20 protein-coding genes are annotated in these 24,204 nt (G+C 74.8%); 8 read left to right on the forward strand and 12 right to left on the reverse strand.

Translation table 11 applies throughout. The features are described 5' to 3' along the window. Positions 1–244 precede the first annotated feature (244 nt). Together ACIPLC_RS14255 and ACIPLC_RS14260 are read right to left on the reverse strand one after the other, a co-directional pair. Positions 245–3,016, reverse strand: coding sequence for a DUF6493 family protein (locus ACIPLC_RS14255; protein ID WP_400473249.1), 2,772 nt, complete (start codon positions 3,014–3,016; stop codon positions 245–247). Then, the gene (locus tag ACIPLC_RS14260) at positions 3,013–4,422 is read right to left on the reverse strand and encodes an SWIM zinc finger family protein (RefSeq protein WP_400473250.1); all 1,410 of its coding nucleotides are present in this window, start codon (positions 4,420–4,422) and stop codon (positions 3,013–3,015) included. Before ACIPLC_RS14260 ends, ACIPLC_RS14255 begins: the two co-directional genes overlap by 4 nt. Before the next feature lie 137 nt (positions 4,423–4,559). On the opposite strand from ACIPLC_RS14260, the gene ACIPLC_RS14265 reads away from it, so the two are divergent. Both ACIPLC_RS14265 and ACIPLC_RS14270 read left to right on the forward strand, forming a co-directional pair. Beyond that, on the forward strand, positions 4,560–5,459 hold the full coding sequence (locus ACIPLC_RS14265) for an acyl-CoA thioesterase (RefSeq protein WP_400473251.1): 900 nt from the start codon (positions 4,560–4,562) through the stop codon (positions 5,457–5,459). A gap of 210 nt (positions 5,460–5,669) precedes the next feature. After that, a complete protein-coding gene (locus ACIPLC_RS14270) occupies positions 5,670–6,329 on the forward strand; it encodes a TetR/AcrR family transcriptional regulator (protein ID WP_400473252.1) in 660 nt (219 codons plus the stop codon). Positions 6,330–6,375: 46 nt separating this feature from the next. On the opposite strand, the gene ACIPLC_RS14275 is transcribed toward ACIPLC_RS14270, so the two are convergent. Next, complete coding sequence (locus ACIPLC_RS14275; RefSeq protein WP_400473253.1) at positions 6,376–6,639, reverse strand: hypothetical protein; 264 nt, start codon at positions 6,637–6,639, stop codon at positions 6,376–6,378. A gap of 90 nt (positions 6,640–6,729) precedes the next feature. Here ACIPLC_RS14275 and ACIPLC_RS14280 point away from each other — a divergent pair, with 90 nt between their 5' ends. The 4 genes from ACIPLC_RS14280 (at position 6,730) to ACIPLC_RS14295 (ending at position 10,088) form a co-directional block, all read left to right on the forward strand. Continuing rightward, positions 6,730–7,518, forward strand: coding sequence for an alpha/beta fold hydrolase (locus tag ACIPLC_RS14280; RefSeq protein WP_400473254.1), 789 nt, complete (start codon positions 6,730–6,732; stop codon positions 7,516–7,518). Between the two features lie 107 nt (positions 7,519–7,625). Then, on the forward strand, positions 7,626–7,997 hold the full coding sequence (locus ACIPLC_RS14285; protein ID WP_400473255.1) for a MerR family transcriptional regulator: 372 nt from the start codon (positions 7,626–7,628) through the stop codon (positions 7,995–7,997). Positions 7,998–8,140: 143 nt separating this feature from the next. After that, positions 8,141–9,784 carry a BCCT family transporter gene (locus tag ACIPLC_RS14290; RefSeq protein WP_400473256.1) on the forward strand — a complete coding sequence of 548 codons (1,644 nt, stop codon included), beginning with the start codon at positions 8,141–8,143 and terminating at the stop codon, positions 9,782–9,784. A gap of 118 nt (positions 9,785–9,902) precedes the next feature. After that, positions 9,903–10,088 carry a hypothetical protein gene (locus ACIPLC_RS14295; protein ID WP_400473257.1) on the forward strand — a complete coding sequence of 62 codons (186 nt, stop codon included), beginning with the start codon at positions 9,903–9,905 and terminating at the stop codon, positions 10,086–10,088. Positions 10,089–10,218: 130 nt separating this feature from the next. On the opposite strand, the gene ACIPLC_RS14300 is transcribed toward ACIPLC_RS14295, so the two are convergent. After that, positions 10,219–12,123: a DUF2398 family protein gene (locus ACIPLC_RS14300; protein WP_400473258.1), complete on the reverse strand. Its 1,905-nt coding sequence runs from the start codon at positions 12,121–12,123 to the stop codon at positions 10,219–10,221. Positions 12,124–12,426: 303 nt separating this feature from the next. Between ACIPLC_RS14300 and ACIPLC_RS14305 the strand changes: the two genes are divergently transcribed. After that, complete coding sequence (locus ACIPLC_RS14305; protein ID WP_400473259.1) at positions 12,427–13,191, forward strand: lysoplasmalogenase; 765 nt, start codon at positions 12,427–12,429, stop codon at positions 13,189–13,191. Between the two features lie 86 nt (positions 13,192–13,277). Here the strand turns inward: ACIPLC_RS14305 and ACIPLC_RS14310 are convergent, their stop codons facing one another. From ACIPLC_RS14310 to ACIPLC_RS14340, 7 genes are all read right to left on the reverse strand, one after another. Beyond that, positions 13,278–13,937 (reverse strand): hypothetical protein, encoded by a 660-nt coding sequence (locus ACIPLC_RS14310; protein ID WP_400473260.1) that lies wholly within the window; start codon positions 13,935–13,937, stop codon positions 13,278–13,280. 154 nt (positions 13,938–14,091) lie between these two features. Beyond that, positions 14,092–14,895: an exodeoxyribonuclease III gene (locus ACIPLC_RS14315; RefSeq protein ID WP_400473261.1), complete on the reverse strand. Its 804-nt coding sequence runs from the start codon at positions 14,893–14,895 to the stop codon at positions 14,092–14,094. A gap of 191 nt (positions 14,896–15,086) precedes the next feature. Continuing rightward, positions 15,087–16,880 carry a gamma-glutamyltransferase gene (gene ggt, locus ACIPLC_RS14320; RefSeq protein ID WP_400473262.1) on the reverse strand — a complete coding sequence of 598 codons (1,794 nt, stop codon included), beginning with the start codon at positions 16,878–16,880 and terminating at the stop codon, positions 15,087–15,089. Between the two features lie 128 nt (positions 16,881–17,008). Next, positions 17,009–18,115 (reverse strand): ROK family glucokinase, encoded by a 1,107-nt coding sequence (locus ACIPLC_RS14325; protein ID WP_400473263.1) that lies wholly within the window; start codon positions 18,113–18,115, stop codon positions 17,009–17,011. Next, positions 18,112–18,921 carry an ATP-binding cassette domain-containing protein gene (locus ACIPLC_RS14330; protein ID WP_400473264.1) on the reverse strand — a complete coding sequence of 270 codons (810 nt, stop codon included), beginning with the start codon at positions 18,919–18,921 and terminating at the stop codon, positions 18,112–18,114. The genes ACIPLC_RS14325 and ACIPLC_RS14330 overlap by 4 nt, the downstream gene beginning before the upstream one ends. Then, on the reverse strand, positions 18,918–19,949 hold the full coding sequence (locus tag ACIPLC_RS14335) for an ABC transporter permease (RefSeq protein ID WP_400473265.1): 1,032 nt from the start codon (positions 19,947–19,949) through the stop codon (positions 18,918–18,920). Before ACIPLC_RS14335 ends, ACIPLC_RS14330 begins: the two co-directional genes overlap by 4 nt. Next, positions 19,946–20,965 (reverse strand): substrate-binding domain-containing protein, encoded by a 1,020-nt coding sequence (locus ACIPLC_RS14340; protein ID WP_400473266.1) that lies wholly within the window; start codon positions 20,963–20,965, stop codon positions 19,946–19,948. The genes ACIPLC_RS14335 and ACIPLC_RS14340 overlap by 4 nt, the downstream gene beginning before the upstream one ends. A gap of 311 nt (positions 20,966–21,276) precedes the next feature. On the opposite strand from ACIPLC_RS14340, the gene ACIPLC_RS14345 reads away from it, so the two are divergent. Beyond that, the gene (locus ACIPLC_RS14345) at positions 21,277–22,425 is read left to right on the forward strand and encodes an alpha/beta hydrolase (RefSeq protein ID WP_400473267.1); all 1,149 of its coding nucleotides are present in this window, start codon (positions 21,277–21,279) and stop codon (positions 22,423–22,425) included. 146 nt (positions 22,426–22,571) lie between these two features. Here ACIPLC_RS14345 and ACIPLC_RS14350 read toward each other — a convergent pair whose 3' ends face one another. After that, a complete protein-coding gene (locus tag ACIPLC_RS14350; RefSeq protein ID WP_400473268.1) occupies positions 22,572–24,164 on the reverse strand; it encodes a PucR family transcriptional regulator in 1,593 nt (530 codons plus the stop codon). Positions 24,165–24,204 lie beyond the last annotated feature (40 nt).

Below are 24,204 nucleotides of genomic sequence, written 5' to 3' on the forward strand. Positions count from 1 at the left end.
CGGAAGTCCCGCCCACCCTAGGCCCGTGACCGGACACCACCCGTGCCCGGACACGGGCCACGCCCGGACACCGGCCACGCCCGGACACCGGCCACGCCCGGACACCGGCCACGCCCGGACACCGGCCACGCCTGGACACCGGCGATGACCCGCCGCCGGCCATGACCTGACCCCAGCCGTGACCGGCCGACACCCGGCAGTGGCCCCCGCCCCGGAGGCCCCCGCCCCGGTGGCGGTCGCCGCGTCACCCCGCCAGGGCGTCCCGCAGTGCGCGGGCCTCCTTGACCAGGCGGCTCGATCCGCCCTGCTCCGCCGTCGCCGTCACCTCGGCCACCGGCCCCCGGGCGCCGGTGCGCCGGGCGCAGTCCGCCGCGAGGGCGAGCAGGTCGCCGAGGCCCCGGGCGGACGTGCCCTCACCGCCCAGCAGGACCGGCAGCGCGGGCCCGAGCACCGACCAGACCGTGCCGTAGGCGCCCGTCCCGGCGGCCAGGGTGAGCGACGCCGCGAGCCGGTTGGGCTTCACCGCGCCGCAGTCGACCAGCGCACCGAGTTCCCGGCCGAGCTGCGCGCCGTCCAGGTCACCGCGGGCGGCGAGCACCAGCAGGGCGTCGACGGCCGACGTCCGGTCGTCGACGTGCCGGGCGCCCAGGCCGTAGGCCAGCGCCAGGTGCAGGGCGAGCCCGGCCGGGCCGCCGGCCTCGGCGAGGGTGGGCAGCAGTCGGCCCGCGTCGCGCTCGTCCCGGTCGGCGCCGGCGGCGAAGTGGTCGAGCCAGCGGGCGGCGAGCTCCTCCCGGTGCCAGGGGAGCATCGCGGCCCAGTGCGCGGTGGGCCGCCAGATCCAGTTGGCCACCGTGCGGACCCGGGCCACGCTCGGCTCGGTGCCCTCCAGCAGTGCCCGGAACTCGGGGGCGAGCCGCTCGCCGTCCGGGCCCTTCGGGCCGGCCCCGATGCCGGGCTGGGCGACGGCCACCCGCCGGACGTCCTCCCACCAGCGCTCCTCGTAGTGGTGGCCGTGCTTCGAGCCCCGGCCCGGGGCGAACAGCACCCGATCGGACGGCTGGTCGGGCAGACCGCCGGTGCGCAACCACTGGGCGGCCCAGCGCCCGGACGGCGAGGTGAGCGCCTCGGCGGCGCGCAGCACTCCGGCGTCGGCGCGGGGGCCGACCCGCAGCAGGGCCGCGCACAGGTCGGCCCGGCCGGGGGTGACGCCCGCCGTCTGGTACCCGGCGAGGCGTTCGACCAGCGTGCCGGGGTCGAGCGCGCCGGTGGTGTCGGTCGGGGTGGCCAGCAGGTAGGGCGGCTGGTCGGCGGTCACCTGCCAGGCGGCCTCCTCCAGCCGGGCGGCGAGGACGGTGCCCTGCGCGGTGTTGTTCTGCCCGCGCAGCGGGGAGCGGCCCTTGCCGCCGAGGAAGTCCCGGACCCGGCGCGGCGGTGTCTCGCCGGCCACCGCGGCCGCGACGTAGAGGACGTCCCGGGGCCCGCAGTCGTGCCAGCGGCCGACGCCGTCCCACGGGTGGACCCGCCGGACCGGTTCCAGCGCCTCGGCGAGCGCCGCCCGGTCCCGGTGGGCCTGGCGGACCAGGCCGTCCAGCACGCGTTCGAAGACCGCCGGCTCCGGTTCGTCGGCGGCGAGCAGGGCGGACAGCTCCTGCGCGAGTTCGGCGGCCGAGGCGATCGGCGGGCCGAGCGGGAGGGGCTGGGGGGCGGGCGGGAGGAGTTCGTTCCACCCGGTGTCCGGGTCGTCGCCGTCGCCGTCGCCGTCGCCGACCGGGGCGCCGAACAGTTCGCCGGCGCGCCGGTGGTGGGCGGGGTTCAGCGCCTCGGCGGCGAGCCGCAGTTCGGGCAGGACCGCCTCCCCGGCCGCCCGCAGGTGGCGGGCCACCACGTTCAGTGCCCGCTCCTGGAGGGCCTGGTCCGGGTGCCCGAACGCCTCGGCGGCCGCGAGCACCACCGGCCCGGACCGCCCGGGCGTACGCCGGGCCGCCCGCTCCAGCCAGCCCAGTTGGGCGCGGACGAGCTTCTTCTCGGCCCGGAACAGCACCACCGCGGAGGCCTCGACCAGCGCCTCGGGTTCGATCAACCCGGCCTCGTCCAGCCCGGCGAGCACGTCCTGGGCGTGCCCGGCGACCACCGACAGCCCGTCCAGCAGCGGCAGCACGTCCCGCACCCGGGCGGCGTACTCCTGCGGTGTCGGGGCGAGGGCCCGCAGCACGTCGAGGAAGAAGCGCTGGTCGGCCGGCTTGCCGCCGCGCAGCAGCCGGGCCAGGCAGCGGTCGATCAGGTCGGCCCGGTCGAGCTCGCCGGCGGCGGCGAGTTCGGCGATCGCCTCCGTCAGGGCGTCCCCGGGGCGGGGACTGAACCGCAAGGACATCGCGCCGCCGATGTCCGCGAGTTCGAAGACCCGGGGCAGCAGCACCGGGGTGAAGGAGTCGGCCCGCAGCAGCTCGACCAGGGTGAGCCGTGGGCCGCTGCCCTGCCGCTTGCGCTCCACCCACTCGCGGACGAAGGCCTCGTTCTGCGGCACCGCGCAACCGGTGCGGCGCACCACGGCCTCGATCACCGGGTACAGCGGCCAGCCCCAGCCCGGCGCCGGCCGGTCGGCGAGCCGGGTGGCCACCTCGATCTGCCACTCCACCGGCTGGGCCGCGACGAGTTGGGCCAACGCGGGGTGCTTGGCCCACTCGCGCGAGGTGAAGTCGCGGGCGCCGAGCCAGGTGGCGGCGCCAGCCGGGCCGGTGTGGCAGCCCGCGCCGGCCAGCAGCAGGGCGCCCTTGCTGGCGAGCGCCTCCTTCGACCACTCGTCACGCAGTTCCTTGCGCAGCGCTTTCAGCGCGGGCAGGCACTCCCGGCGCTGCGTCTGGTCCAGCGCGGCGACCAGCGCCGGTATCTGCGGCGTCCGCCCGCCCCGCACGGCGGCGAGCAGGTCCTCGACCGCCGCCCCGCCCGGCACCGCTTCCGCCGTCCGCACCGCTTCCGCCGTCCGTACCGCTTCCGACACCTGCGTCACCGCGTTCACGCCTGGACCTCCTTCGCGACCGTCAGAACCGTCGGCACCGTCGGCACCCGTTCCCCGGCCGCCTCCCGCACCATCGCGACCGCCAGCGCGTGCTTGCACGGACCGCGCCCGCCACGGTACTTGGCCCACCACAGGCAGGTGCAGCCGAGGCGCCCCGCCTCGTCCGTGCGCACCCGCTGGAGGTGGTCGTCCACCGTGACGACGGCCGTCGTACCGCCGGGCTCCAGCCGTACCGCGCCGGCCGCGACCAGCGCCCGGGCGGCCCGCAGCCGCGGGTTGGCGGCCTCGGCCCGCCCGGCGTCGTACGGGAGCTGGCGGTGGAAGTAGGCGGCCTCGGCCGTGTCGTAGCCGATCTGCCCGGCGGTGCCGAGCCGGGTGAGGGCGGCGCGGACCCGCTCGGGGCTGAGCCCGGACTGCTCGGCGAGGTCGGCGACCTCGATCCGCGGCTCCCAGGCGAGCAGCACCGCGACGAGGTCGGCGTCCTGCTCGGCGGTGCCGGTGGCGAGCGCGTCGAGCACCCCGCCCTCGCCGGAGAAGCCCCGGGAGGCGTCGGGCGAGAGGGTCAGGGTGAGCCGCATGCCGGGCATGACCACCTCCCAGGCCGAGGCGGCCGGGCCGGTGGCGGCGAGGGGGCCGTACACCCGCAGGGCGAGCGCGTGCCGCAGCACCCGCTGGAGCGCCACCAGCCGGTCGGGCCCGGGCAGGCAGACCGCGCCGGGCACCGGTCGGGTGGTGGGCCGCAGCGTCCGCCCGGCCGGGACGACCCAGGCGGTGCTGGAGCGGCCGCCGCGCGGCAGCGAGCGCAGGAAGCGGACCGCCTCGGCGGCGGGCAGTTCGGCGCGCAGGTCGAAGCCGGCGGCGACGACCTGGGTCTCGGCGAAGCCGCGCAGCCAGCGCTGCGGCAGCGGCACCTTCTTCTCGACCAGCGGCCCGTCGAAGCTGGTGACCTCCAGCGCGTCCGGCCCGACCGCGAGGTGCAGCGGGTCGGCCGGGCCGATCCTGGTCAGGGCCTCCCGCAGCGGGTTGTTGACGTCCACGTTGGTGGTGCCGTGGCCGATGTCGTCGCCGTCGAGGCCGGTCTGGAGCACGTCGAGCCGGGCGTAGACGCCGCAGCAGCCGGAGAACGACTCGAAGCGCAGCCGGTCCCCGTTGGCGGTGACCACCGGGTCGAGCGAGGCGCGCAGCTGCGGCTGGTAGTACCGGGCGGCGGCGACGTCCGCGACGGCGAGCAGCGCGGCCGCGGCCGGCGCCGGGTCGGCCAGGAAGCCCGCGAAGAAGCGCGGGTTGGCCGCCTCCCCGAGCGGGGTGGCGCCGCCGGAGGTGGCCAGGTCGAGGTGCCGGCCGTCGTCGCCGTCGAGGACGGCTGACGGGCGCAGATAGGCGTACGCGTGTGCGGATTGCGTCATGTCGAACACGCTAGGTGAGGGCACTGACAATCCGTCGGGCGGCAACCGCACTGGAACAGGTTCTACCAATCGGAGGAGCCCGCGGGGCGTTACCCAGGTCACACCGCGGCGCGGCGGGATTCTGCCACTATGGGCCCGTGACCGACCTGACCGAACAGGAAATCCGGGCCGACCGCCCGGCCGGCTCGTTCGCCGGACTGCTGGAGATCGAGCGACTGGACGAGAACACGTTCCGGGGGCGCTGCCACGCCGGAGCGCCGATGCGCGCCTTCGGCGGGCAGGTCGCCGCGCAGGCGCTCACCGCCGCCGGCCGCACCTGCGAGGGCCCGCGCGCGGTGCACTCGCTGCACGGCTACTTCCTGCTGCCCGGCGACCCGACCCAGCCGATCCGCTACGAGGTCGAGCGGGTCCGCGAGGGCGTCTCCTACACCACCCGGCGGGTGACGGCGGTGCAGAACCAGAACGCGATCTTCACCCTCTCCGCCTCCTTCAAGCGCCCCGAGGCCGCCACCGACCGCCACCGCGCGATGCCGCCGCTGCCCGAGCCGGAGGCCCTGCCGGACGCCTTCTCGCTCTGGGATCCGGCCCTGCGCGCGGCGATCACCGGCACCGGCGGCTTCCGCGACCTCGAACTGCGCTTCGTCCCGCCGGACGCGCCGGGCGTGCCGCCGTCCGTGCCGGGGATGCCGCAGCAGTTCGTCTGGCTGCGCATCGCGTCCCCGCTGCCCGAGGGCGACCCGCTCCTGCACGTCTGCGCGCTCACCTACCTGTCCGACCTCACCCTGGCCTCCACCGCCGGGCTGCACGAGCAGCCGAACTTCTTCCAGCGCACCGAACCGCCCCGGCTGCTGATCGCCTCGCTCGACCACGCGATGTGGTTCCACCGCCCGTTCCGGGCCGACGAGTGGCTGCTGTTCGCCCAGCGCAGCCCGTCCTCCTCGGACGGCCGGGGGCTGTCGCTCGGCGAGTTCTACGGCCGCGACGGGCGGCTGGTCGCCTCCGCCGTGCAGGAGTCGCTGATCCGCCGGCTGCGCTGACCGGACAGCACGGGCCGGACACCGCCGGCCGGACACCGCGGTCCGGGCACCGTGGTCCCGGACGGAGCGGGTCCGGACGGAGCGGGCCGACTGAACGGGTCGGCGGAGCGGATCAGCGGCCCGGGCCCGGCGACGGTGACCGCGCGGCGAACGCAAGGGGGCCGGTCGGCGTCATACTCCTGAGCGGCCCCGGCCCGTATCATGGTGCGGGTGACCAAGGTTGACCTGTCACCACGGCCGGTGGAGGCGATGTCTCCGCGTCAGCTCGAACGCCGCGGAAGCCTGATCGCGGCCGCGCTCGCCCTGGTGAACGAGATCGGCGTCGAACGGCTGCAGATGAAGCAGGTCTGCGAGCGGTCCGGAGTCGCCCTGGGGACGGCGTACCGCTACTTCTCGTCCAAGGACCACCTCCTGGCGGCGGCGATCGCCGAGTGGCACCGCCTGCTGCTGGCCGACCTGGTGGCGGAGCTGCGCGGTCCGCGTGCCGGGCTGGGGGCCACCGACCGGGCGGTCCGGTTCGTCCGCGGCGGGATGCGGGCCTACCAGCGCCAGCCCGAGCTGGCCCGGCTGCGGGTGGCCGTCGCCGCCTCCACCGACCCGTTCGCCAGCGAGGCCCTCCAGGGCATGGCCCGGGCCGACAGCACCGCCCTCCAAGCGGTGACGGCCGAGGTGCCGGCCGCCGCCAGCGACCTGGTGCGGCACATCGTCGCCCACGCCTGGCAGGGCGAGCTGACCGCCTGGGTGACCGGCCGCACCACCCTCGGCGACGCCCGGCGGCGGCTGGAGGACGTGGTGCGGCTGGTGCTGAACCCGTACGAGACGCCGTACCCGGCGCCGTACGAGGTCCCGTCCGGCGCCCACCGGCCCTGACGGCAAACCGGCCCTGACGGCGACCGGCCCTACGCCACCGTCACCGTCACCGGGGGACCACCACGGCGTCGAACGGGTAGCCCTCGCGGTTGACCACCGCCCGCTCGGGCCGGGTGTCGCCCCGGCGGGCGGTCACGCGGGCGCCCAGCTCGTACCGGCCGGACCGCTCGGAGCGCCGGTCGATGCTCCAGCGCGTCCAGCCGTGGGTGCGCGGCTCGTCCCGCAGGTCGGCGCGGCGCCGACTGCGGCCGACGGCACGTCCACCGCCGCCGCCGTCGACCAGCTTCAGCCGCCGGCTTGACCTTCTCACCGGTGTGAACTCCTACCGTTCCCGCTGTCGGGGAATCCGCAGCCCACGACAACCCGCGACAGTCCACCACAGCCCGCCCAGGAGGCACCCGTGCCAGCCGTCCCCTCCCCGCTCGCCCCGTTCTCCCCGCTCGCCCGGATCGTCCGGGGCTCCGGCCCCGGCCTGCTGCTCGCGCACGGCGCCGGCGGCAGCGCCCGGGACAACTGGGGCCCGCTGCTGCCGGACCTCGCCGCCCACCGCACCGTCGTCGCCCCCGACTACCCCGGTTCCGGCGACAGCCCGTACGAGCCGGGCGAGCCCACCCTGGACGAACTGGCCGACCGGCTGGTCGCCGCCGCCGTCGAGGAGGGCCTGGACTCCTTCGACCTGGCCGGCTACTCGCTGGGCGCCGCCGTCGCCGTCCGGGCCGCGACCCGCCACCCCGGCCGGGTCCGCTCGCTGCTCCTGCTCGCGGGCGTCGCCGGCGGCTCGGCGCGACTGCGGCTGCTCGCCGGACTCGCCGTCGACCTGGCGGAGCGGCCAGCCGAACTCGCCCGGCTGATGCTGACCGTCGCCTTCGGCGAGACCTGGGTGGAGGCGCTGCCCGCCGATCGGCTCACCGAGCTGCGGGAGGCGCTCAACTCACCGGTGCCGGACGGCTTCCGCCAGCAGTTCCGGCTCGCCGCCCGCGTCGACGTCCGCGCGGAGCTCGCGGCGATCGCCGTCCCGACGCTGGTCGTCGGCACCGCCGAGGACGGGCTCGTGCCACCGTCCCAGCACCGCGTCCTGGCCGAGGGCATCCCCGGCGCCCGCTTCACCGAACTCGCCTGCGGCCACCTGCCGATGATCGAGCTGCTGCCCCAACTCCGCGAGGTGATACTGGAGTTCGTGAAGGACTGAGCACCCCCCTCGCACTCCCCCACTCGCACGCCCCCCCTCGTACACCCCTCACACACCCCCTTGAGCACCCCGGGAACACCCCGGAACGGACGGACGTTCGCCCGGTCATGCGCATCGGAGAACTCGCCCGCCTGACCGGGGTGTCCACCCGCCTGCTCCGCTACTACGAGGAACAGGGCCTGCTCCGGCCGGCCCGCAGCGCGGCCGGCTACCGCGAGTACGGCGAGGCGGACACCGTCCGGGTCCGGCAGATCCGCAGTCTGCTCGCGGCCGGCCTGACCACCCGGGCCATCGCCGGGCTCCTCCCCTGCGCCACCGGCCCCGTCCCGGTCCTGGAGGCCTGCCCGCAGCTGCTCACCACCCTGCGCGGCGAACTCGCCGACCTGGACGCCCGGATCGACGATCTCACCCGCAGCCGCCGCGTCCTCGCCCGGTACCTCGCCACCGCGCACGCCCCGGCCCGCGAGCACGCGGCCTGACAGGACGTAAGTCCTCACCCTCCGCCTCCCCGGCGCGCCCTCCCGCCCCTCACGGTGCGAACTGGACATAGTGCGACATGCAGCTTTAATCCACCGATGCCGCCGAAGCCCACGACCGCCCCCGAGGTAGGAGAGTCCGCCCGATGAGCAGCCAGCCGCCGCAGTCCGACCAACGCGCGGAGGAGCCCGACGAACCCGCCGCGACCCTGCCCGCCGACCGGGCGGTGTTCGGGATCAGCGCCGCCCTGGTGCTGGCCGTGGTCGCCTGGGGCATCTTCGCCGAGGACTCGCTCGGCCGGACCTCCAGCACAGCGCTCGGCTGGGTCCTGCACAACTTCGGCTGGCTGTTCGTGGTGGCCGCCGACGTCTTCCTCGTCCTCACCGTGCTGCTCGCCTTCAGCCGCTTCGGCCGCATCCGGCTCGGCCGCGACGACGACGAACCCGAGTTCTCCACCCTCGCCTGGGTCGCCATGATGTTCAGCGCCGGCATGGGCATCGGCCTGATGTTCTACGGGGTCGGCGAGCCGCTCCAACTGTTCGCCACCCCGCAGCCCGGCTCCGGCCTGGAGCCGCAGAGCGCGGCCGCCGCCCAGCAGGCCCTGGAGTTCTCGCTGTTCCACTGGACCCTGCACCCCTGGGCGATCTACGCCGTCGGCGGCCTCGCCCTCGCCTACACCACCTTCCGCAAGGGCCGCGGCAACCGCATCTCCGCCGCCTTCGTCCCGCTCATCGGCCAACGCGGCGCCGACGGCTGGGCCGGGCGCGCGATCGACCTGCTGGCCGTCTTCGCCACCGTCTTCGGCTCCGCCACCAGCCTCGGCCTCGGCGCGCTCCAGGTCGCCGACGGCCTCGGCTACATCACCTCCGTGCGCAACACCCAGAACGCCCAGCTGATCATCATCGGCTCGCTGACCGCCGCCTTCGTGCTCTCCGCCTTCTCCGGCGTCCACAAGGGCGTCAAGTGGCTCTCCACCGCGAACGTCGTCCTGGCCTCGCTGATCATGCTCTTCGTCTTCGTGTTCGGCCCGACGGTGTTCACGCTGGACTCGATCCCCTCCACCGTCGGCGGCTACCTCTCCGACCTGCTCGACATGTCCACCCAGACCGGCGCCTTCACCGACGAGAGCTGGCTCGGCTCCTGGACGATCTTCTACTGGGCCTGGTGGCTCTCCTGGGCCCCTTTCGTCGGCACCTTCATCGCCCGCATCTCCCGCGGCCGCACCATCCGGCAGTTCCTGCTCGGTGTCCTGCTGGTGCCCAGCGGGGCCACCGTGATCTGGTTCTGCGTGATGGGCGGCACCGCGATCCGGCTGGTCTCCACCGGCGCGGCCGACCTGGTCTCGACCATCCCGAAGGGCGCGGAGGCCTCGCTGTTCGAGATGCTGCGCTCGCTGCCGCTCGGCTCCGTCACCAGCGTCGTCGCCGTGCTGCTGGTGATGACCTTCTTCATCACGAGTGCCGACTCCGCCTCCCTCGTCCTCGGCTCGCTCTCCAGCCGCGGCTCGCTGCACCCGCGCACCTGGCTCGTGGTCGTCTGGGGCGTGCTGATGGGCGGGGTCGCCGCGGCCCTGCTGCTGGCCGGCGGGCTCACCGCGCTGCAGAACGCGACGATCCTGGTCGCGCTGCCGTTCGTGGTCGTGATGCTGCTGCTCTGCGTGTCCCTGGTGAAGGAGCTCCGCGAGGACCCGGCCGCCGGCCCGTCCCGCCTGCACCCCGTGCACGGCCTGCGCGACGCCGTCCGGGTCGCCGTCGGCGAAGCCCTCGCCGAACGCGCACCACGCCGCTGACCAGCGCGTACGCCCCACCCGCACAGGTGGGGCGTACGCGGCCAACCGACGCCCAACCCCCGCCCGGACTTCACCCGCGCGTACCGACCGTTCACACCGCCCTGGGACCCTCCCTGTCATGAACGCCAGCCCTCAGGCGCCCTACCAGGAACCGCGCTTCCCGCTCCCCCGGCGCCACCGCCGCCTCCTCGCCGGCACCGCCGTCCTCGCCTCCATCGCCCTCGGCACCTTCGGCGTCGGCGCCACCGTCGAAACCGTCCGACACGGCACCCTCGCCACCACCACGGCCACCGCGAGAAAGTGACCGGCAGACCGCCCGTTCCACCCCTTCAGCACCGTCGTCCACCCCCGGACGCGGTGCTTTCGCCTTTCCGGCGCCGACGCGGCACGGGACGGCACTGGACGGCACTGGACGGCACTGGACGGCACGGGCCTCAGGCGCGCTGCTGCTCCCGGGCCCCGGCCGGCGCGGGGCGGGAGTGGCGGCCGGTGCCGGGGGTGGGGTGGAGGTCCGGGGCGGGGGCGTAGCGGGCGGCGGGTGGGCGCAGGAGCCAGCCCGGGGGGCGGGTGCCGTGGGGGGTGGGGGTGATCAGGCCCAGGCGGTGGAGCAGGTCTAGGGCGCCGCGGCGCAGTGCGGTGCGGTCGGCGAGGTAGTCGCGGTGCCAGCGGTCCGGGAGGCCGTACTCGTCGGCGATGTCGCCGAGGACGCCGTCTATCAGCGCGTCGGGGATCGGGACGTCGCCGCCGCCAGCGCTCTCACCGGGCAGCGGGCGGACTTCCTCGACCAGACGTTCCAGCAGCAGCAGGGTGGCCTGGGGCAGGGTGCCGGCGCCGGGGAAGACGAGGTCGGTGAGCTCGTCGGCGGGGTCGAGCAGGGCGACGCCCTCGGTGCGCAGTTCGGTCTCCAGGCCGAGGAAGTCGGCGAGCGCGGCCGGGCCGCTCAGCCGGTGCTCGTGCAGCCAGGCGCGCCGGTCCTCGGGGAGGTCGGCGTCGAGGACGGCGGGGGTCTCGGCGAGCAGGCGGCGCACGGCGGTGGCGGGTTCGGCGTCGGCGGCGCGGCGGATGAGGTCGGCGGCGTCGCCGGCGAGGGCCATGGCGTGGTCGGCCGGGACGGCGCGGGCGAGTTCACGGTCGACGGTCAGCACGGCGGCCCGGACGGCGGGGTCGGCGGGGTCGGCCGGGGCAGCCGGCTCGGCCGGCAGGTCGCCGAGGACCTGCCAGTCGGCGAGCGCGGCGAGGGCCATCGCGCGGTCGGCCGGGCCGGCGGCGAGGCCGGGCGCGGCGGCGTGCATGGCGTCGAGCAGCCGCCCGTACGGAAGTTGCTCGGGGGCGTCGACCATCAGGGCCAGGGCGAGAGCGAGTTGGGCGTAACCGGCGGGGGTGAACGGGGCGCCGGTGGCGGGGTGTTCGAGGCGGCGGGCGGCGTCGGGGCCCAGGCCGGCCTTGCAGAGGCGGGCGTGCCAGGGGCCGACGACGAGCCGGTAGCCGAGCAGGGTGTCGAAGCGTTCGACGAGCCAGTCGCGGTGACGGCGGATCAGCGGGAAGCCGTCGGCGTGCGGGCCGGAGGCGGTGACCAGCGGATGGGCGAGCAGCAGCCGGGCGGCGATCCGGCGTTCGGCGGCAGGCAGGTCGGCGGCGGGCAGGTCGGCGGTGGGAACGTCGGCGGCGGGAACGTCGACGGCGGACAGATCAACGGCGGGAGCCTCCACGGCGGAACGGTCCGCAACGGGGATGTCGGGCAAGGGAAGGTCCGCGGCCGGGGCCGGTATCGGAAGGTCCGGGCCGGAACGATCCTGCGCGCCCGGCACCGAGCGGGTGCGCTCGGGCTTGCGGTGCCTGCCGGGCCTGCCCGGCTTGGCACCTGACCGGACGACGGGCAACGCGGAGGCGTCCCGCCGGGCCCGGCGCAGGCCGCCGGCGGTGCGGGGCTCCCGGGAGCGCAGGGCGGCGGTGGCGTGCGCGGTGGGGCCGTGCCACCAGCTGACGTCGGCGTCGGGCGCCGCTTCGGCGGGGACGCCGAGGTGGCGGGCGGGGTAGAGGCCGAAGGAGGCGGCGCACAGGTCGTCGGCGGTGCCGGGGGCGGCGGCGGCGAACCAGTGGGCGAGCCGGAGCAGGCCCGGGTCGGGCGAGAGCGCGGAAGCGGCGCCCGGGTCCGGGGCGGGCCGGGTCGGCGCGGCGTCAGCACGGGGGCCGGACACCGCTTCGGGCGCCGCCTCAGCTGCGGGTTCGCGTACGGCGAGGAGGGCGTCGGTGGTCCTCCGCCCCGTCCCGCCCGTGCGCCCGTCCGGCCTGCCGGCGGCCACCCGGGTGGCACCGACCGCGTACTCCTGCTGCTCCATGTCGGGGACCAGACTAGACGGTGGCCGGGTCACCCGGTGGCAGCAACCGGCCGCGCGCCGAAGTGGCCGACCGCCCTCCGCTACGCCGCCCGCCGACCCGCACCCGCCGCCGCGCCGCCACCCGCCCCGCGCCACCTGGGTTACGCACCGGTAACCCGCTCTTCCGCCGCACCGACGGGTCGCCTAGGGTCGTCTTCAAGCTCCCGTCGTCCGCCCGGAGGGCGGGCGTGGCGGCGTTGGGGTGCGTGCACCGCAAGGTCGGTCCCGCTCCCCCACGACCCGACCTCGGAGGTCAGCAGCCGCATGAGCATCCGTACGACCACCCGTGCCGTCCTCAGCGGGCGCCTGCGCTCGGCCACCGGCCTGCTCTGCGGCTTCGCGGCCGCCTCGGCGACGCACCTGGGCGCGATCGCGTCCGGCGCGTCCGTGCTGCGGAACGCCACCAAGCCGGCCCTGATGCCGCTGCTGGCCGCACACAGCGTCGCCGCGGCCGCCACCGCCGGGCGGCGGGCGCCGAAGCCGCTGGCGCCGGCGCTGCTGCTGAGCGCGGGCGGGGACGTGCTGCTCCAGCTGAAGAACGACACCGCGTTCCTGGCCGGGATGGGCTCGTTCGCGGCGGCGCACGTCTGCTACGTGACGATGTTCGTCCGGCGCGGGGCGCTGACCGACCGTCGGCGGGCCCTGGTGGTGGCAGCCGCGTACGCGACCGCCTGGGCGGCCATGGTCGGGCAGCTCTGGCCGGACCTCGGGGACCTGCGGATCCCGGTGGCCGGCTACAGCCTGCTGCTCGCCTCCACGGCCGTCACCTCGGCCGGGCTGGGCTGGCGCACCGGGCTGGGCGGGGCGCTGTTCCTGCTGTCCGACACGCTGATCGCCACCCAGCTGGCGAAGTGGCGGGAGCTGCCGGGGCACCAGTTCTGGATCATGGCGACGTACGTCCTGGCCCAGTACCTGCTGGCCAGCGGCACCCTCCGGTACGAGCACGAGCACGCGCACGGACTCGGGGACGCGCACGAACTCGCGCACCGGCCGGACCGGCAGCAGGAGCCCGCGCCGCAGGCCGGCTGAGACGCCTGTGCGCCGCCGGCCTGGTCAGGGCCCGGCGGCGCGCGGGAAAGACGAACGGGGGAAAGACGAAACGGCGACGGTGCCCATCAGGCACCGCGCCGCCGCAGCAGCCAGAAGCCTCCGACGCCGCCCGCCACCAGGGCCAGGCCCCCGGCCAGCTCCGCCGGGTCGGCCGCGACCGAGCCGCCGAGGCCGGTCTTCACGGCGCCGTGCGGGGCGACCTGCTGACCGCCGGCGCCGGACTGGCCGAGCGAGCCCGCCCATTCGCCGGCCGCCTTGCCCCAGTCGCCGAGGCCCTTGTCGGCGCCCTTCTCAGGACCCTTCTCAGGACCCTTCTCGGGGCCCTTCTCCTGGCCCTTCTCCTGGCCCTTGTCGACGCCGCCGGCCGAGACGGCGGTGACCATGACGCTGGTGGAGAAGGCCCCGCCGTCCGGGCAGGTGCCGTCGACCTTGCTGTCCCCGGAGTGCTGGCCGGCCAGCCGGGCCGAGCCGCTGTGCTTGCCGTCGGAGCCCAGGGTGAGGGTGGCCGGGCCGCCCTCGAACGCGGCGGAGTGGGCGGTGATGGTCTTGGCGTCGGGCTTGTCCGACTTCTCGCAGGAGACCGTGACCTTCACGGTCTGGCCCGGTGCGGCCTGGGACGGGCTGACCGAGGCCACGCCGTCCCTGGCGAATGCGAGGGGGGCCGTCAGGCCGGTCAGTACCGTCGCGCCGATCAGGGCGGCGGCGGCCGTACGCGTGGGGCGCATGCCGGAACCTCCGGAATTCTCGGGCGCAGCCGGGGGGACTCCGATGTCCACGTGGTCGAACAACTGCACCCGGTTATGCCCGACAGTAGGCAGCCCGCCCGGGCCCGGCCACCGGTCTGGACCGTTCGGGTTACCGCCCCTCACCCAGGGTGATTCACAGATCGAGGTCCACCACGACCGGCGCGTGGTCCGAGGTGCCCTTGCCCTTGCGGGCCTCGCGGTCCACGTAGCTGTCGGTGACGGCGTCCACGAAGGGCTTGTTGGCGTAGGTGAGGTCGATCCGCATGCCCCGGTTCTTGGGGAAGGCCAGCTGCCGGTAGTCCCAGTAGGTGTAGGGGCGGTCGTACTTGAGCGGGCGCGGCACCACGTCGTGCAGGCCCACCTCGCCGAGGGCCTCCAGCGCGGCCCGCTCGGCGGGGGTGACGTGGGTGAGGCCCTCGAAGGCGGCGGCGTCGTAGACGTCCTCGTCGGCGGGGGCGATGTTGAAGTCCCCGAGGACGGCGAACGGGCGGGGCCCGGCGGCGTCCTCGGTGGCGGCTGTGCGCAGCGCCTCCAGCCACTCCAGCTTGTAGCGGTAGTGGGCGTGGTCGACCTCGCGGCCGTTGGGCACGTAGACCGACCAGACCCGGACCGGGCCGCAGGTGGCGGCGACGGCGCGCGGCTCGACGTCGGGCAGCAGGGCGCCGTCGGCGAGGTAGCCGGGCTGGCCGGGCAGGTCGCGCACGACGTCGTCCAGGCCGAGCCGGGAGACGATCGCGACGCCGTTCCACCGGCCGGTGCCGTGGGCGGCCGTCTCGTAGCCGAGGGCGCGCACCTCCTCGTACGGGAAGGCGTCGGCCGCGCACTTGAGCTCCTGGAGGCAGAGCACGTCGGGCTTGGCGCTCTCCAGCCACTCCAGGAGCTTGGGCAGCCGCGCGGTGACGGAGTTGATGTTCCAGGTGGCGATGCGGACGGTCACGGCGGGCGGCCTTCCCGGTGGTTCGGTACGGACAGGTGCTTCGGTACGGACGGGTGCTTCGGTCAAGGCAAGCGGTCCGGTCCAGGCAAGCGGTTCGGTCAAGACGAGGGGTGGGCACCCCGCGAGGGGACGCCCACCCCGAACATACCGCCCGGCACCGACAGTCCGGTCCGGTCGGCCCGCGGGCCCGGTCAGCCCGCTGGCCGGACCACCGCCGCGGAGCCGCCACCGCGCCGGACCGGTTCGGCCGCGGCCACCCACCGCCCGTCCGGCAGCCGTTCGACGCCGGTGGCGGCGCCGATCTCGGCGACGGGGGTGAAGCTGTGCCCGAGCGCCTCCAGCGCGGCCCGCTCGGGCAGCGCCAGGAAGCCCGGCTCGGCCTGGGTGGCGACGGTGTTGCGCTGGCTGGCGCGCGGCGCGGCGATGGCCTGTTCCAGGCTCAGGCCCCGGTCGAGCCGCCCGAGCAGCACCTGCAGGGTGGTGGTGACGATGGTCGCGCCGCCGGGGCTGCCGGTGGCCAGCAGCGGTTCGCCGTCGCGCAGCACGATGGTCGGGGAGATCGAGGAGCGCGGCCGCTTGCCCGGGCCGGGCAGGTTGGGGTCGGGGACGCCCGGGGTGAGCGGGGTGAAGTCGAAGTCGGTGAGCTCGTTGTTGAGCAGGAAGCCGCGGCCGGGGACGGTGATGCCGCTGCCGCCGGTCTGCTCGATGGTGAGGGTGTAGGAGACGACGTTGCCCCAGCGGTCGGCCACGCTGAGGTGGGTGGTGTTGGGGCCCTCGTACGGCTCGGCGACGGCGGGGCCGGCCTCGGCGCAGTCGGCGGGGTGGCGCGGGTCGCCGGGGGCGAGCGGGCTGGTGAGGGCGCGGTCGGGGCTGATCAGGCAGGCCCGGGAGGCGGCGTAGCGCGCGGAGAGCAGTTCCTTGGTGGGGACGTCGCTGAAGGCCGGGTCGCCGACCCAGCGGTTGCGGTCGGCGAAGGCGATCCGGGAGGCGTCCAGGAAGTGGTGGTAGTACTGCGTGTCGCTGTACGCGCCGAGGTCGCCGTCCTCCAGGATGCCGAGCGCCTCGCCGACGGTGGTGCCGCCGGAGCTGGAGGGCGCGATGGAGTAGACGTCGTAGTCGCGGTACGGGACGTGGGTGGGCGCCTGCCGGCGGACCTGGTAGGCGGCGAGGTCGGCGGTGTCGACCTTGCCCGGGCGGGCCTTGCGGCCGGAGGCCGGGTCGACCGGCGGGTGCTGGACGGTGTCGGCCACGTCCTTGCCGATGTCGCCCTGGTAGAAGGCCTTGACGCCGTCCTCGGCGAGCAGCCGGTAGGTGGCGGCGAGGTCCGGGTTGCGCAGGACGGTGCCGACCTCGGGGGGTTTGCCGCCGGGCAGGTAGAGCTTGGCGGTGTCCGGGAAGTCCTTGAACCGGTCGTAGTTGTCGGCGGTCTGGCCGCGGAAGGTCTGGTCGACGACGAAGCCGTCGTCGGCGATCCGCTCGGCGGGCTTCAGGGCGTCGGCGAGCGGGCGGGTGCCCCACTGGCGCAGCGCGGTGTCCCAGGTGGCGGCGGTGCCGGGGACGCCGACGGACAGCCCGCTGGTGACGGCGTCGGCGAAGGCCAGCGGCTTGCCGTCCTCCAGGAACAGCCCGCTGTCGGCGGTGCGGCCGGCCACCTCGCGGCCGTCGATGGTGTGCACCCGGCCGCTGGCGTGGTCGTAGTAGACGAAGTACCCGCCGCCGCCGATGCCGGAGGAGTAGGGCTCGGTGACGCCGAGGGCGGCCGCGGTCGCGACCGCCGCGTCGACCGCGTTGCCGCCCTTGCGCAGCACCTCGATGCCGGCCGCGGTGGCGTCGGCGTCGACGCTGGCCACCGCCCCGCCCCAGCCCACCGCCTCGGGGGCCTTCGGCGACGGGACCGCCCCCGCCGCCCCGGCCGGCCCGGCGCAGGACCAGACCAGGGCGGTGGCGAGCAGCAGCGGTGGCGCCAAGCGGGTCAGAGCCCTCATCCGATTCCTCCTGAGTCGACGTCAACTCCGTTGTTTCACAGGAGGCATGATCCCGACAACCACACCGCACCGCTACCAACCGGTAGTTGACGGAACCGAATCAGGCGAACCCCGTCTGTCGACAGGACCTAGACGCCGCTGCGCTCGACCCGCCGCCGCTTGATGGTGCGGAACCGGCGGGCGACCTGCCGGGCGAGGTCGGCGGCGCCGACCAGGCCGGCCTCGTTGCCGAGGGCGGCGTGCACGATGCTGGCCTCGGGCCGGAAGCCGCGCCCGGTGAGGGTGCGGCGGAAGGTGTCCCGGGCCGGGCCGAGCAGCAGGTCGCCGGCCTCGGAGACGCCGCCGCCGATGACGAAGCGGCCCGGGTCGAGCGCGGCGGCCAGGTTGGCGATGCCGACGCCGAGCCAGGTGCCGACCTCGTAGAGCAGTTCGGTGGCGGTCGGGTCGCCGGCCCTGGCGGCCTCGGTGACCAGCGGTCCGGTGATGCCCTCGACGGTGCCGCCGGCCCGGGCGAGCAGCGGCTGCACCACCGGGGACTCCTCGGCGACGAGTTCGCGGGCGTCGCGCACCAGCGCGTTGCCGGAGGAGTACTGCTCCCAGCAGCCGCGGTTGCCGCACGGGCAGCGGTGGCCGCCGGGCAGCACCTGCATGTGCCCGAACTCGCCCGCCAGGCCGTACTTGCCGCGGTCGACGTAGCCGTCGCGGACGACGGCGCCGCCGATGCCGGTGCCGAGGGTGAGCATCACCATGTGGTCCTCGCCGCGCCCGGCGCCGAAGCGCCATTCGGCCCAGGCGGCGGCGTTGGCGTCGTTCTCGACGATCACCGGGAAGCGCAACCGCTCGCTGAGCGCCTGCTGGAGCGGCTCGCCCCGCCAGTTCAGGTGCGGGGCGAACAGCACCGTGGAGCGGTCGGCGTCGACCCAGCCGGCCGCGCCGATGCCGACGGCGTGGACGTCGTGCCGGTCGGCGAGCTCCAGCACCAGGTCGACGATGACGTCCTCGACGACCTTGGCGCTCTTGCTCTTGTGGGGGGTGTCGGTGCGCAGCTTCTCCAGGATCTTGCCCTCGCCGTCGACCACCCCGGCGACCACCTTGGTGCCGCCGATGTCGACGCCGATGGTGGGCAGTCGCAGTATCCCGGCGGGCAGGGCGCGGCGGCGGCGCTCGGCGCGGGGGCCGAGGCCGAGCAGGGTGGGCAGGACGGCCGGCCGGGTGCTGCCTTGGGGGCTGTTCACGGCTGCGGACGCTCCTCACGGTCGGTGGGGTTCGGGCGGGCCAGCTCGTGCGAGAGTTCGGCGAGGTCGGAGCCGCCGGCCATCTCGGTGGTGAGCTGTTCGAGGCCGATCTCGGCGCGCGGGTGGCTGCCGGCCATCCGGCCCCGCTTGAGCAGGGTGAAGTGGTCGCCGACCAGGTACGCGTGGTGCGGGTTGTGGGTGATCAGGACGACCCCGAGCCCGGCGTCGCGGGCGGCGGTGACGTACTTGAGCACCACTCCGGACTGCTTGACGCCGAGCGCCGCGGTCGGCTCGTCCAGGATGAGCGCCTTGGCGCCGAAGTGGACGGCCCGGGCGATCGCCACGCACTGGCGCTGGCCGCCGGAGAGGGTGCCGATCGGGCGGTCCACGTCGTGCAGGTCGATGCCCATCCGGGCGAGCGCCTCGCGGGTGGTGGCGCGCATGCCGTCGGCGTCCAGGCGCAGGCCGCCCCAGCGGCGGTGGCCCTGCTCGGAGCCGAGGAAGAAGTTGCGCCAGACCGGCATCAGCGGGACGACGGCGAGGTCCTGGTAGACGGTGGCGATGCCGCGGTCCAGGGCCTGGCGCGGGGAGTCCAGCCGGACCTCCTCGCCGCCGACGGTGTAGGTGCCCTCGTCGTGCTGGTGCAGCCCGGCGATGATCTTGATCAGGGTGGACTTGCCGGCCCCGTTGTCGCCGAGCACGCAGCTGATCTCGCCGGCGTGCAGGGTGAGCGAGACGTCCTGGAGGGCGCGGACGGTGCCGTAGCTCTTGCCGACGCCCTCCAGGGCGAGCAGTTCGGTCTTCATCGGGGTCCCCGTTCGGCCTGGCGCTTGACGTACGCGTTCAGCAGGGCGGCGAGCAGCAGCATCGCGCCGAGGAAGAACTTGAACCAGTCCGGGTTCCACTGGGCGTAGATGATCCCCTTGCTGGCCATGCCGAAGATCAGCGCGCCGAGCGCGGAGCCGACCACCGAGCCGTAGCCGCCGGTGATCAGGCAGCCGCCGATGACGGCCGCGACGATGTAGATCAGCTCGTTGCCGACGCCCTCGCCGGACTGCACGGTGTCGAAGGAGAACAGCAGGTGCTGGCCGAGCACCCAGGCGCCGAAGCCGACGCCGAGGTAGAGCAGGGTCTTGGTGCGGGCGACCGGCACGCCGACCGCGCGGGCGGCGTCCGGGTCGCCGCCGACGGCGAAGATCCAGTTGCCGAAGCGGGTGCGCAGCAGCACCCAGCTGCCGACCGCGAGCAGGCCGAGCCACCACCAGACGGTGGCCTTGATCGTCAGCCCGCCGACGGTGACCTCGGAGGCGAACAGCCAGCGGCAGGAGGCGAAGCCCTCCATGTCGGAGATCGGCCTGGTGGAGACGGTGCCGGAGACCAGTTTGGTGACGCCGAGGTTGGCGCCGGTCAGCATCAGGAAGGTGCCGAGGGTGACGATGAAGCTGGGCAGCCGGGTGCGGCCGAGCATCCAGCCGTTGAAGGCGCCGACGGCCAGGGTGACGGCGAGCGAGACCAGCACGCCGACCCAGGTCACCGCGGTGAACTGGTAGGAGACCATCGAGGAGGTCAGCGCGGCGGTGGTGACCAGCACGCCCGCCGACAGGTCGAACTCGCCGCCGATCATCAGCAGCGAGACCGGGACGGCCATGATCCCGATGGTGGACGCCGCGTAGAGCACGGTGCCCAGCGAGGAGACCCGCAGGAAGGGTTCGGCGGCCGCGGCGAAGACGGTGAACACCGCGACGGCGGCGATCAGCGAGCCCAGCTCGGGGCGGGCGAGGAGGCGGCGCAGCGCGGCCGGGCGGTCCTGGGCGAGGACGTCGGTGGTGCTCACCTGGTCCCCCTCGCGACGTACTCGGCGAGCGCGTCGGCGTCGTCCTTGGTCAGGATCTGCGGGCCGGTCGCGACGGGCTTGCCGCCGCCGAGCATGTCCAGGTTGGACTTGTACAGCCAGAGCAGGTCGACGCCCTCGTAGCCCTGGAGGTAGGGCTGCTGGTCGACGGCGAAGCCGACGGAGCCGGACTTGAGGCCGGCCACCACCTGCGGCCCGAGGTCGAAGGTGTCGAGCTCGACGGCGCGGTGGACGTCCTGGACGGCCTGCAGGCCGGTGGCGGCCATCGGGCCGGAGAGGGTGAGCACGGTGTCGATGGCCGGGTCGGCCTGGAGCTTGGCGGAGATCGCGGCGCGGGCGTCGGGCATGTTGACGCCGTCCACGTACAGCACCTGGAAGGCGCCGCCGGCCTTGGACTGGGCGCCGGAGCAGCGCTGCTCCTGGCCGATGTTGCCCTGCTCGTGGATGACGCAGAGCACGTTCTTGCGGCCGCGGTCGGCCAGCTCGGTGCCGGCCGCCTGGCCGGCGGTGGACTCGTCCTGGCCGATGTGGGTGAGCGCGCCGAACTTGGCGGAGTACTCCTGGCCGGAGTTGACGGTGATCACGGGGATGCCGGCGGCCTTGGCCTTGCCGAGGACGCCGGCCATGGCGTCGCCCTTGGCGAGGGTGACCAGCAGGCCGTCGACCTTCTGGTCGATGGCGGCCTGGACGAGCTGGACCTGGTTCTGGGTCTGCGCGTCGTTGGAGTACAGGAAGGTGATGTTGTCCTTGGCGGCGGCCTGCTCGGCACCCTTGCGCACGCTGTCCCAGAAGGCGTCGCCGGCTCCGGCGTGGGTCACCATGGCGACCTTCCAGCGCGGGGTGGTGACGGCGCTGCCGCCGGTGGCCGACGCCTTGGCGCGGGCCTCCTCGGCGCGGCGGCCTCCGGTACTGCTGCAACCGGCCGCGGTGACCGCGAGCGCCAGGAGGGCGCAGGCGGGCCAGAAGCGGCGGGACGGGCGAAAGCGGGTTGTGCTCATCCCCATAGTCTCTCTGGCCGAGCCGTGCGCGGATGACACCGCCTCGCCCGGCGGCGCGCAGGACGCGGGAGGTAAGGTGCCCCGGGGGACCTTCCTGGAAGTTCGCTGGACATCTCGTCCGGACGGCGGCCGTCCGGGTGGCAGACTAGGCGCCGACCCGAAACAGGAACATCACAGGAAACGTGATGTTCCTCTCAGGTTCCGCACAGATTCGGATGGCAACCGATCATCGGTCAGCGCCGTCTGATGCCATTGGAGTGCGTTCGGGCGAGTGGGGCCCGGGCGGCCAGCAACCCGGATACGAGAACTCGATGCAACTGACAGGTACGCCATTCCTCATCCTCACCGTCATCCTGGTGCCGGTGTCCATCGCGGTGGCGCTGCTGTTCTGGGGCAAGGTCCGCGGACCGAACCCGGTACGGATCCTGTCCAGGCTGGTCATGATCATGTTCTGCCAGATCACGGCCGTGCTGATGGTCTTCGTGATGGTCAACAACGCCAACCTGATCTACGGCAACTGGGACGACCTGCTCGGCACCGGTGACCACGTCCGGGCCGTGCCCTCGGTGCCGCCGGCCGACCAGGGCGCCGCCGCGGGCAAGGAGGGCGCCGGCCAGGGCGCCGGCGACGCCGCCAAGCAGCCGCCGAAGGCGCTCCAGAAGTTCGCCGGCGTGGGCGACCCGGCGGTGCCCGGCGACGTCCAGAAGACCGAGCTCAAGGGCCAGGTGTCCGGGGTCGACGGCGAGGTGCTGGTCTGGCTGCCGCCGCAGTACAACGACCCGGCGTTCAAGGACAAGAAGTTCCCGGTGGTCGAGCTGATCCCGGGCTACCCGGGCTCCTCCTCCACCTGGTACGGCACCCTCAAGGTCTCCGAGCAGCTCAAGCCGCTGATGCAGCAGGGCAAGGTCTCCCCGTTCATCCTGGTCTCACCGCGCACCCTGCTCCTCGGCAACCACCAGGACGCCGGCTGCACCGACATCCCCGGCAAGATCAACGCCGACGCCTGGCTCACCCGGGACGTCCCGCAGATGATCATGGACAACTTCCGCGCCGACCCGTCCCCGGACCGCTGGGGCATCGCCGGCTACTCGGCCGGCGCCCACTGCGCGGCCAAGCTGTCCCTGGCGCACCCCAACCGGTACCGGGCCGCGATCTCGATGTCCGGCTACAACGACCCGGCCTCCGAGAGCGACTCCCTGGTCGGCAAGGACCCGAAGCTGCGCGAGGCCAACAACCCGGTCAACATCCTCAAGAGCGCCCAGCAGCCGCCGAAGGTCAACCTCTTCATCAGCGGCAAGAAGGGCGACGGCCTGGAGGACGGCCAGGCGATCGCGGCGGCGGCCAAGGAGCCGACCAAGGTCCAGGTCCAGGAGAGCAACGGCCCGCACACCACCGAGCTGTGGAAGACCATGGTGCCGAGCGTCTTCGAGTGGATGACCGCCGTCATCCCGCCGCAGTAACCCCCGCTGTGCAGTAACGATGCCTCATGCCGTAGGGGCCCGCCGCGAGTGCTCGCGGCGGGCCCCTACGGCATGAGGCACTGCCCGGCCCGGGTCCTGTCCAGGCGTCCGGCCCAGGCATCCGGCCCAGGCGTCCGGCCCGGCTGTCAGGCCAGTTCGAGCGCCAGGTAGAAGTCCACCCGGTCCTCCAGCCGGGAGAGGTCGCGGCCGGTCAGCTCCTCGATCCGGCCGATCCGGTAGCGCAGGGTGTTGACGTGGACGTGCAGCTGCGCGGCGCAGCGCGTCCAGGAGCCGTCCGAGCGCAGGAACGCCTCCAGGGTGCGGACCAGGTCCGCCTGGTGCTCCATGTCGTACGCGATCACCTTGTCCAGCAGCCGGCTGCGGAAGGCGCGGCGGACCTCGTCCGGGACGGCCGCCAGCAGCAGCACGTGCGAGGCCAGTTCCTCGGGGCCCGCCACGCAGACCCGGCCGACCCGGGCGGCGGCGATCCGGCGGGCGTGCCGGGCCTCCTCCAGGGCGCCGCGCAGGCCGCCGGCCTCAGAGGCGGGGGCGGAGACGCCGAGGGTGATCCGGCCCTCCGAGCCGAGGCCCGCCTCCAGCGGGGCGAGCAGTTCGCGCAGGGTGTCGGCGGGCACCGGGCCGTCCAGGGCGGGCAGCACCACCACGGCGCCGGAGCCGGCCCCGGCGACCAGCGCGCGGTCGGTGGTGCCGCCCAGCGCCTCCTCCAGGACGGCGCGCACCACGCCCTCGGGCAGGCCGGCGCCCTCGGCGCTGAGCACCAGCCAGGAACCGTCCTGGGCCTGGGTCTTGGGCTCGGCGCTCTCGTAGCGGGCGGCCATCGCCGAGGAGGCGTACAGGGTGCGGCTGATCTCGGCCGGGTCGGCGTCGCGCTGGAGCAGGGCCAGCACCTCGTCGGCGAGGCGGCGGCGCAGCCGGCGGCCCTCGTCGCGGCGGTGGCGCTCGGCGGCGACCAGGCGGGCCAGGTTCTCGGCGAGCTGCTGGCGCTTGGTGGTCCACTCGGTGACGTCGCCCGCGACCGCGAGCACCCAGTCGGCGAGCGGCGTCTCGTGCTCGGCCGTGACCGGGGCGGGCAGCAGCGAGTAGGAGCCGCCGGCCAGACGGGCCCGGTGCGGGGGGCGGCGGCGCTGGCGCTGGGCGCCGAGGTGGGCGCGGACCAACTGGTCGCGGTCCTCGGCCGGGAGGCGGTCGGCGGGGCCGGCGATCACCGCGCCGGTGGGGGTGAGCACCCAGCAGTCGAGGTCGAGGTCGCCGCCGAGCAGGTCCAGCACGGCGTCCAGCCCGCCGCCGCCGGCCGCCGAGACCAGCAGGCGGTGCCGGTCGACGAGGGCGGCGAGGTCGGCGGCGCGGTCGGCGGAGACCTGGCGGCCGATGAACTCGGTGACGGTGCCGAAGGCGATGTCGTCGGGGACGGCCAGCAGCGGCATCCGGTGCCGGCGGCAGGCCTCCACCAGGTCCTCGGGCACCGGGCCGACCTCGGCCTCGCCGGCCGCCAGGGCGACCGCGCCGCCGGCCACGATGGTCCGCACGAACCGCTCGGAGTCGGCCGGGCCGGTGCGCCACAGCATGCCGGTGAGCACCAGCTCGCCGCCGTGCAGGTAGCGGCCGGGGTCGTGCAGGTCCGTGGTCATGACGCCGCTGACCTGCCGGTCCAGCTCGTCCTCGGCCGCGAGCAGGCGCAGTCGCGGGGCGCCGGGGGCGAGCAGGTCACGGACACGCATCCGCGGACTCCTAACGGGGCTGAGGGTAGGGGTGGGCCGA

This window comes from Kitasatospora sp. NPDC086801 (assembly GCF_044745805.1).
In the GTDB taxonomy this organism is placed as follows: domain Bacteria; phylum Actinomycetota; class Actinomycetes; order Streptomycetales; family Streptomycetaceae; genus Kitasatospora.

Excerpts from the sequence above, each read along its gene's own strand:
- ACIPLC_RS14260 (WP_400473250.1), bottom strand. The coding sequence starts at position 4,422 with ATGACGCAATCCGCACACGCGTACGCCTATCTGCGCCCGTCAGCCGTC.
- ACIPLC_RS14285 (WP_400473255.1), top strand. The coding sequence starts at position 7,626 with ATGCGCATCGGAGAACTCGCCCGCCTGACCGGGGTGTCCACCCGCCTG.
- ACIPLC_RS14290 (WP_400473256.1), top strand. The coding sequence starts at position 8,141 with ATGAGCAGCCAGCCGCCGCAGTCCGACCAACGCGCGGAGGAGCCCGAC.
- ACIPLC_RS14295 (WP_400473257.1), top strand. The coding sequence starts at position 9,903 with ATGAACGCCAGCCCTCAGGCGCCCTACCAGGAACCGCGCTTCCCGCTC.
- ACIPLC_RS14300 (WP_400473258.1), bottom strand. The coding sequence starts at position 12,123 with ATGGAGCAGCAGGAGTACGCGGTCGGTGCCACCCGGGTGGCCGCCGGC.
- ACIPLC_RS14305 (WP_400473259.1), top strand. The coding sequence starts at position 12,427 with ATGAGCATCCGTACGACCACCCGTGCCGTCCTCAGCGGGCGCCTGCGC.
- ACIPLC_RS14310 (WP_400473260.1), bottom strand. The coding sequence starts at position 13,937 with ATGCGCCCCACGCGTACGGCCGCCGCCGCCCTGATCGGCGCGACGGTA.
- ggt (WP_400473262.1), bottom strand. The coding sequence starts at position 16,880 with ATGAGGGCTCTGACCCGCTTGGCGCCACCGCTGCTGCTCGCCACCGCC.
- ACIPLC_RS14330 (WP_400473264.1), bottom strand. The coding sequence starts at position 18,921 with ATGAAGACCGAACTGCTCGCCCTGGAGGGCGTCGGCAAGAGCTACGGC.
- ACIPLC_RS14340 (WP_400473266.1), bottom strand. The coding sequence starts at position 20,965 with ATGAGCACAACCCGCTTTCGCCCGTCCCGCCGCTTCTGGCCCGCCTGC.
- ACIPLC_RS14345 (WP_400473267.1), top strand. The coding sequence starts at position 21,277 with ATGCAACTGACAGGTACGCCATTCCTCATCCTCACCGTCATCCTGGTG.
- ACIPLC_RS14350 (WP_400473268.1), bottom strand. The coding sequence starts at position 24,164 with ATGCGTGTCCGTGACCTGCTCGCCCCCGGCGCCCCGCGACTGCGCCTG.